This is a genomic window from Aquiflexum sp. (genome assembly GCF_041749095.1).
Taxonomy (GTDB): Bacteria; Bacteroidota; Bacteroidia; order Cytophagales; family Cyclobacteriaceae; genus Aquiflexum.
In genome coordinates, this window is the sequence record NZ_JBGTCA010000277.1 from 1 (window position 1) to 7283 (window position 7283).

Sequence of the window (7283 nt, forward strand, 5' to 3'; positions counted from 1 at the left end):
GGATCCCCAGTCAAACCAATACTCCTATTTACTGGAAGGTTACGATCCGGATTGGCGTGATGCAGGTACGCTGCACATGGCGAATTATACCAGAGTTCCCCATGGAGAATATGTCTTTAGAGTCCGGGCTGCCAACAGCGAAGGGGTCTGGAATCCGGAGGGGACTTCGATACGGGTTGTTATACTTCCTCCGTGGTGGCGCACAGGGTGGGCGTATTTTTGCTATTTCCTTCTTATTGGCGGAAGTATATATACCGTTTACAACTTTCAACTCCGTCAGCGTCTAGAAAAGGCGGAAGCCCTGCGGATAAAGGAATTAAATGCTGTCAAAACCAAACTATATACCAATATCACCCACGAATTCCGCACACCATTGACGGTAATTCTTGGTATGGCAGGTCAGGTAATGGACAATCCGGATGAGCATTTGAGAAAGGGGTTGAAAATGATTATGCGAAACGGGCAAAATTTATTGACACTGGTCAATCAAATGCTCGACCTCAGCAAGCTGGAAAGCAATAAACTGACCCTACATTACCACCGTGCAGATATCGTGTCTTTTCTGGAATATTTAGTGGATTGCTTCCACGCTCTAGCAGCAAAGAAGGACATCCAGATCCATTTCATCCCTGCGACAGAAGAGTATATCATGGAATTTGATGAAGTAAGATTGCAGCAGATTGTTTCCAACCTTATTTCCAATGCTATTAAATTTACCCTAAAAGGCGGCCGGATTTATGTCTCTGTTGATACCAAAAACGACAAATTTATCCTTAATATCAAAGACACAGGGATTGGTATTTCCGAAGCGGATTTGCAACATATTTTTGACCGTTTTTACCAGGTAGATGGTTCCCACACACGGCATGGAGAGGGTACAGGCGTCGGTCTGGCAATTACCCGTGAGTTGGTCAAGCTGATGGAAGGTACAATTACAGTCAAAAGCTATAAGAGCAAAGGTGCTGAATTTGAAGTGATATTGCCAGTACGAACTATTTCCAGTTCTGAAGAAACTGTAAATGAGGATCAAATTTTGCCAAAGGTAACCCAGGATCAAGACCAAGTCTTTATGGATGGAGATCCCTTTTCCCTTGTAACCGAAAGAGATCCAAATGACAAAATCAGCCTTAATGGAAGCCCTCATGTATTGATTGCGGATGACAATGAAGATGTCCTTGCCTTTGTTGCCTCATGCCTGAAAAATGATTACCTCATAGAAACGGCCAAAAACGGGCAGGAATGTGAAAATATGGCTTTGGACCTTATCCCTGACCTTATTGTACTCGATGTGATGATGCCGCTTAAAGACGGGTTTGAGGTCTGCAAAACCTTGAAAAACAATGAGCGGACAAGCCATATCCCCATCATTATGCTCACTGCCAAGGACGATCTGAACAGCAGGTTGGAAGGCCTGGAACAAGGTGCAGATGCCTATCTGACCAAACCCTTTGAAAAGAAGGAACTGTTGTTACGTATCAGGAAGCTGCTTGATCTGCGTCGACAGTTGCAAAAGTATTACCGCTCTTCAGTCGAGGTCAGCTTATCCGAAAATCATTACAGGGATCAGGAAAACCCAAACACAACTTCCAATTCCAACATTTCGCAAAATGCACACAAAGGAAGCCAAAGCATTCCTTTGGCCAACAGCTTAGATCATGCATTTGTCATCAAAGTAAGGAAAACAATTGAAGTCCACATGGGAGAACCTGACTTTGATGTTGAAAAACTCTGCCGTTTTTTGGCTTTGAGCCATTCCCAGGTACACCGTAAACTCTCAGCTTTGACCGGACTTTCCGCTACCCACTTTATCCGTTATGTTCGGTTGGTAAAAGCCAAAGAAATGATCATTAATTCGGGTTACAGTATTTCAGCAATAGCCTATGACTGTGGTTTTAATGATCCCGCTTATTTCAGCCGGATATTTAAACAGGAGTTTGGCGTATCACCTCTGGTTTGGAGGGAACAGAATACTGTATAAATCTCCATTTTATTGAATCGCTTTACCGTGCCGCTTTCACATTTTCAGTGAATAAGCGGTTTTTTTTGGACCCTATCCAAGATTTTTATGCCTTAAATGCAATATCTATCCAACAGATACACTCTCAGTCCAAAGGGTATCCTCTTTGTCCTATTTGCGCAATCCACGTCCACGATCATTCTTTTCAGATTATTCAATTTTAAGGCTGCTACCAATTGATATGGTTGGGTAACAAGAAAACATTCCTGTTGATATACCATTGGTAACCAACAGAATGACTCTGGATTTAAACTGATTTTTCCATAATCTAAATTCCGAAAAGATGAAAACGATCTTATTAGCAATTGCCCTTGATCTCCTTTTGCCTTTTTACAGTCTGTCAAATCCTGCTGTCACGACCATTCCATTCCAACTCTCAAGAAATCTGATCATTGTCCAGGCCTCTGTAAACGGCAAAAGTGGACTTTTTATCATGGATACGGGAGTGTCAGAGATCATCTTGAATAATCGATATTTCTATGGGAATCCTACCGATGACAGATTCTATGGTATCAGCGGGAGTGAGATGGTAAAAGAAGTGGATTTTATAAGATTCAACCTCGGGGGATTTGAAAAGCAAGTATTTGCGATTGTTACTGATTTCTCTGCATTGGAGAAAACTTCCGGTTTGGAATTATTTGGGGTTATTGGAAACAGTATTTTTAAAAATTGCGAATTGGTCTTGGATTATACATTTAAGGAGTTGACTATTTATCAACTCAATAAAAGAGGTAACCGATTGTCTCCAAAAAATATACATCAGATACCTTTGGATACCCTACCCTTTACTTTGGGTAATGGTGTTCCTTTCATAGAAGTTCTTGCTAACGGGAAGCGGTTAAAAATGAGTGTGGATTCCGGTGCCTCTGCCAATGTGATGGATATTCAGGAGATCGACCAGAATTCCAGTACTAAGCGGGTAGCGCAACAATCACTAGCAAGTTTCGGCCCCAAAGAAGTTTCCGTAAAATCCCAAATAATCGAGAATTTGATGGTAGGCAATCTTTTATGTCCACCTATGAAAACTTTATATGTCAATTTGGATCACTTCAATAAAAGTCAAAGTGGAATAAAAGTTAGCGGAATACTGGGGTATGAATTTCTGAGTAACTTCCGGGTGGCTATCAACTTTAGAAAAAAGGAAATTTATCTTTGGGACAGGGAGACTGTGGAATTGCAATGGGCCATCGCTTCCAGAAATTTGGGGAAAGAATGAAGTATGCGGAAAAGTTCAAAGATGATAAGGCCATATTCCCATAAGAGATCAGGGGTGTAAATGAGCGGTTGAGCAGCACGGATGATTATGCAGAGATGATTGGCATCATAGAAAAGTTTTTACTGCAAATGGTGAAATCCATAAAAACATACGTGGTTGTCAAACGAAAAAACAAATGGCTCTTGGCACATGACCACAATACGGTTGTTAAAGACAATTGAAGCACTCTCCGTCCTATTTGTGCAATCCATGTCCAAGAACATTTAAAATAGGTTTGTCAATTTTACAGGGTTGCTTGAAAATGAAATGACCAAGGATAATATTGACAAGTTATTGGGCAAAAAAACATCTGACTTTTAGTATTAAGCCTGTCTGTAATATTCAAAGATAATTATCTGTAACCATTATGAAAATGGGAAGGTTTTTATGCTTTCAAAATTGATTTAAAGCAATGTTCGAAACACAATTATCATATTTTCCACCTAAAATTTTTACCGATTATGAAAGCTCTAAAATTAAATTATCTGTTTTCGATTGTTTTAGCCGGGTTGGTTTTGGCCTGTGATAAAACAGATCCAGAACCCACACCAACCTTTTCCGTGTCCATCACGGCATCTCCTGCCGAAGGAGGAAATATCACCATTTCCCCAGCTATCGGCTCTTACGATCAGGGTCAAACCGTTACCCTCACCGCCCAAGCCAATACCAACTGGGTATTTAAAGAATGGGATGGAGATGCATCCGGAAACGCAAACCCCTTAAGTATTGCCATGAATTCCAATAAAAGCGTGACCGGAGTTTTTGTCAAAAGGGATTATCCGCTTAACATCACTATTGTGGGCGAGGGAACTGTCACCGAAGTTATAGTGACCAATCCATCCGGTAGGGAATACCCTCATGGAACAACTGTGGAACTTACCCCTGTTCCTAAAGAAGGATGGAAATTTGATAGCTGGGAAGGGGATTTGAGCGGCAGTGAAGTTCCCCAAAGGATTAGTGTTGATGGTGTAAAGAACGTGACAGTCAAATTCATATGTGATGAGGATGATGATCCAAGATTTTACCTTGCAGAAAACGGAATTACCTGTAAATGTGAAGGGGTAAATCCGGGAGATAAGGGGTTTTTGAATGGGGTAGAATTTGAAGCGGTTGACAATGCTTTATTAAGGCAAAGGAGGGATCAGAATGCTGACATGACAAAGCTGTGTACTTCTTTGGTGACGGATATGAGCTCTTTGTTTTTTTCTCTCAATTTCAACCAACCCATTGGGAATTGGGATGTCAGCAAGGTTATTGACATGTTATGGATGTTTAATAATTCCACTTTCAACCAACCTATCGAGAATTGGGATGTCAGTAACGTTATTAATATGCAGGGGATGTTTGCAAACAGCAGTTTCAATCATCCCATTGGATATTGGAATGTCAGTAATGCCACCGATATATCTTTGATGTTTTATAACAGCAGTTTCAATCAACCCATCGGAAATTGGGATGTAAGTAAAGTCACAAATATGTCCTCCATGTTTTCAAGTGGTTGGCCCAATATCCATCCATTTAACCAAGAGATAGGCCTTTGGGATGTCAGTAATGTCACAGATATATCTAATATGTTTTCTAATAGCAATTTCAATCAGCACATTGGGAATTGGAATGTAAGTAAAGTCGCCAATATGTCAGGTATGTTTTCATCTAATAATGCAGATCATTTCAGTCCATTTAACCATGACCTTGGTAGTTGGGAAGTGGGTAATGTCGAAGACATGACAGCAATGTTTTACCGGTCACTATTCAATAGTCCTATTGGAGATTGGAATGTAAGCAAAGTAAAAAATATGGCTGGTATGTTTGGTGGTTCTGCCATTTTTAACCAGCCAATTGGGAACTGGGACGTCAGCAATGTCACAGACATGTCGCAGATGTTTGAAGAAAATAAATTTTTCAACCAACCAATTGGCGAATGGGATGTCAGTAAAGTCGAACTTATGATTGGGATGTTTTTTGGATCATCCTTTAACCAGCCAATTGGGAACTGGAATGTTGGCAATGTAGTAGAAATGTGGTATATGTTTGGAGCTTGGGATGATGAAATACCTGAAATCCAATTCAACCAACCAATTGGCGAATGGGATGTCAGTAATGTTACAAATATGGGTGGGATGTTTTTGTATAATGAACATTTCAATCAGGATCTATCAAAATGGTGCGTTGATGAGTTTTCCGCAGAACCGGAAGATTTTAGCGCGGGCACTACTGCATGGGTATTACCTAAGCCGGTTTGGGGTACCTGTCCTGATTGATACCTATTCTTCTGAAATTGAATTCGTTTTATTAGAACTGGCTTTTCTAGTAAAGGAATTCTATCCAATTATAAAAGATTTTTTATTAAATGGGGGCAGGGTAAATACCAATGGTTATTGGAATTTACCCTGCGACACCCAATACAATTCAGCACCCATGGAATCAAAACATATTGAATTGTGTAATCTAAGTGGTGAAATAATAAGGCCATAATTTGCAGGTCCTTTTTATATGTCTTTACCTATTTGATATGATCATCACTGTCCTTCATTTAAAATGGAATCTATAATTCAGAAAATTAAGAACCATGATTTTTCAAAAAGAAAGCGAAATCCAAAGCTATTAGAGAAAACCAGTATTTATAATTAAATTACTTACTGGAAACCAAGCATTTGCCTTGGTCAGAACAGAGGACCAACAATAAATGCAGGGTTATGAAACCACTGACCGGAATTTTTAAGATCATTTTCGCCTTTGTCGCTTTCGCAATGACTTTGGCTGAATCACCCGCCCAGGAGCTGTTCGATGCAGGGTACCCGCCCATCACCAATTACCTGCCCAAAGAGTATGGCGGTTTTCCTGCAAACTGGGCCATAACCCAGGACGAGCGGGGTATTATCTTTGTCGGGAATTCAGGGGGTTTAATGGAATTTGACGGGATTTCCTGGCGGATGCACCCGGTGACGAATAATACTGATGTTCGTTCATTGGCAGGTGACGGGCAGGGTAAAATTTATGCCGGATCAAAGGGGGAATTGGGATACTTTGAACCGGAAGAAACTGGCAAAATCACCTACTTTTCACTCGTAGAATATCTACCGGCCAATAGCCGGAATTTCACTGATCTTGTAATGCAAACCCACTACTTGGATGGTGTGGTCTATTTTAAGGCTGGTCGCAATATTTTTATCTGGGACACGGTCAGTGAAGAATTTACTGTGGTGAAGGGCAAATCCGATTTCCTGGTGAGCTTTCTCGCCAACGCCAGGATTTACGTGATGGAGTGGGGCACAGGGCTGACTGTTTTGAACGAGAATCATACACTGGGTCTTGTTCCAGGCGGTGGTCAGTTTGCCAATGAAAGTATTTATTCCATCCTCCCGTTTCCGGGTAAACCCGGTACCCTGCTTGTGACTACCCGAAACATGGGTCTGTTCACATTTGACGGGCAGAAGTTCGAACCGTTTTATACTGAGGCAGATGATTTTTTAAAGGAAAATCTTATATTCTTTCACGGAACAATCTTATCAGATGAAACCATCCTGCTGGGTACCACATTAGGAGGCGCAGTTATCATAGACCGTACAGGCAAGATTTTGGGTCATTATGATAAGCAGGCAGGTATTAGCAACAATTTTATAGGATATACTTTTCAGGATAGATCGGGAATGGTTTGGCTTGCCACCAACAACGGTATATCTATTTTGGATCACCTATCCCCCCTTCGGTTTTTTGACGGTCGAAATCAGATTTTAAATGATGTATATGATATCATACGGTCTGATAGTTATCTGTATCTTACCAGCTTAACTGAAGTTTATAGGTTGGAAGCTGGCAGCAGAAACTTTCAAAAATTTAAAAACCTGGATCTCAGTTGGCAGTTTATTACGGTAGCCGGTGAGAATTTGGTCATCTCCTCTGACGGGGTGTATGCTATAGCAGGAGATGACCTGAAACCCATACGTAAATCTGTTTCAAATGAAAATTTTGTGATATTTAAAGCATCACGTTGTAATCCCGGCAGAGTCT

Annotated in this window: 5 protein-coding genes; all 5 read left to right on the forward strand. The window is 40.8% G+C overall.

Annotation, left to right across the window (positions count from 1 at the left end):
* On the forward strand, window positions 1-1978 hold a 1978-nt coding region (locus ACEW8O_RS13030), incomplete at its 5' end, for an ATP-binding protein (protein ID WP_373495062.1).
* A gap of 322 nt (window positions 1979-2300) precedes the next feature.
* Complete coding sequence (locus tag ACEW8O_RS13035) at window positions 2301-3233, forward strand: hypothetical protein (RefSeq protein ID WP_373495063.1); 933 nt, start codon at window positions 2301-2303, stop codon at window positions 3231-3233.
* Between the two features lie 68 nt (window positions 3234-3301).
* Window positions 3302-3454 carry a hypothetical protein gene (locus tag ACEW8O_RS13040; RefSeq protein ID WP_373495064.1) on the forward strand — a complete coding sequence of 51 codons (153 nt, stop codon included), beginning with the start codon at window positions 3302-3304 and terminating at the stop codon, window positions 3452-3454.
* A 279-nt stretch (window positions 3455-3733) separates the two neighbouring features.
* A complete protein-coding gene (locus tag ACEW8O_RS13045; RefSeq protein WP_373495065.1) occupies window positions 3734-5533 on the forward strand; it encodes a BspA family leucine-rich repeat surface protein in 1800 nt (599 codons plus the stop codon).
* Between the two features lie 435 nt (window positions 5534-5968).
* Window positions 5969-7283 (forward strand): hypothetical protein (locus ACEW8O_RS13050; RefSeq protein ID WP_373495066.1); only part of this gene is annotated, 1315 nt, incomplete at its 3' end.

Bases quoted from the DNA above. Each gene is read 5' to 3' on its own strand.
- ACEW8O_RS13045 (WP_373495065.1), top strand. From the start codon at position 3,734: ATGAAAGCTCTAAAATTAAATTATCTGTTTTCGATTGTTTTAGCCGGG.
- ACEW8O_RS13035 (WP_373495063.1), top strand. From the start codon at position 2,301: ATGAAAACGATCTTATTAGCAATTGCCCTTGATCTCCTTTTGCCTTTT.